General features: G+C 50.9%; 1 protein-coding gene. It reads left to right on the top strand.

The window, feature by feature from the left end:
• A partial coding sequence (locus ACOCD2_RS19035) for a TaqI-like C-terminal specificity domain-containing protein (RefSeq protein WP_419625908.1) occupies window positions 1-932 on the top strand: 932 nt, incomplete at its 5' end.
• Between the last annotated feature and the right edge of the window lie 717 nt (window positions 933-1,649).

Genomic DNA, 1,649 nt, shown 5'->3' with positions numbered 1-1,649 from the left:
TTGTCATCGATAACGCCACCCGCCAGCAGTTGCTCGATGCCGACTCCAAATCCGCTGATTTGCTCAAGCCTTTTCTCGAAGGCAAGGACCTGAAGAAATGGCATGCCGAGCCGAGGGGATTATGGTTGATTTTTACACGCAGGGGAACGGATATTGAAAAGTATCCTGCCATCAAAGCATATTTGAGTCAGTTCAAAGAGCGCCTGATGCCCAAGCCAAAGGATTGGCCCAAGGGTGAAAAATGGCCGGGAAGGAAGGCGGGGCCTTATGAATGGTATGAAATACAGGATACTGTTGCTTACTACCAGGAATTTGAAAAACCGAAAATTCAATATGGGCATTTCAGTAGCGGTCCCTTGTTCCATTTTAATCAACAGGGGCATTTATCCAACGACAAGAGTTACATCGTTCCTTCAAATGATGCTTACCTGCTTGGCTTGTTGAATAGCGCTCCATATTGGCTGTTGATAACTGCTTTGTGTCCATTTGTGCGGGGTGGTTATTACGAACTGAGAGCGCAATATATGGAAACCCTGCCAATCCCCAGCGCACATCAGGAACAAAAACAACAAATCACAATGCTGGCGCAACAATGCCAAACCCTGGCCGAGCAACGCTATAAAGTTCAGCAGGGTGTCACCCGCCGCATTCCTGATCTCTGCCCACCAGACCGCGAAGCCAAACTGACCAACAAGCTCAAAACCTGGTGGGAACTGGATTTCGACGCTTTCCAGAAAGAAATCAAAAAAACCTTCAAGACCACCATACCCCTTGCCGAACGCAATAACTGGCAGGATTTTCTGGAATTATCGCAACAACAAATCACAGATCTATCCCGTGAGTTGGCGGATAAGGAGAAAATATTGAATCAGATTGTGTATGCCATTTTTAAGCTGACGGCAAGTGAAATACAGTTAGTTGAAGAGAGGTAGCGGACCGGTATCCCAGCCTGCTTATATAGCAGGAGAGGGGCACTCCTGGGCACAGGCCGTGGAAATCGCTGCGCGACCGCGTGGATGGCCCGTGGAAAACGCTGTAAGGCGTTTCCCACCGCCCGCCCACACTTTTCCACCGCCTGCACCCATCCGCGCCCACCACCCCCGCAATAAGATGCCCGGTGCCTGCGGCGCAATAATTATTATTTTTTTGATACAAAAAACCACTCCCGCGCCCTGGCGGGGCGCTTCAATCTGATTATGGCTATTTGCACCAGTTGATAACAGAGCGTCTGGAGACGCCGAGCTCAGCAGCTATTTGGTTGTAACTCACTCCTGTGGATCGCTGGAGACGCGCAGATGCACGCTTTTGCTCATAGGCCTTCCCCTTGGCTATACCTCCCCTGCGTCCGCGTTGCGCTTGCCGAGCAGAAAACCGGCGATCGCTGGCCTCGATGTCAAATTTGATCCAGACCCAGTGTGCCACAGATTTCGCAATGTGATACGTCTCTCGCTGGTCAAGGGGGGCGGGGTGCTCATTGTGCGTGTAGTCCAACGCGGCGTGATAAAGATGCGTAAGCCAGTGAATGTACAGTAAGCGCCCAAGAATCCACACCTGTTTTCCCCACCTGACCCTGTGCAGACTTTCTCCTGGAATTTCACGACATAGGAGAAATCGATGGACATGTCTGATGCCACCGAAGGTGCGCCGTT

The organism is Thiolapillus sp. (assembly GCF_048562965.1).
GTDB lineage: Bacteria > Pseudomonadota > Gammaproteobacteria > Chromatiales > Chromatiaceae > Thiolapillus > Thiolapillus brandeum_A.
This window is presented reverse-complemented; position numbering and strand designations above follow the sequence as displayed.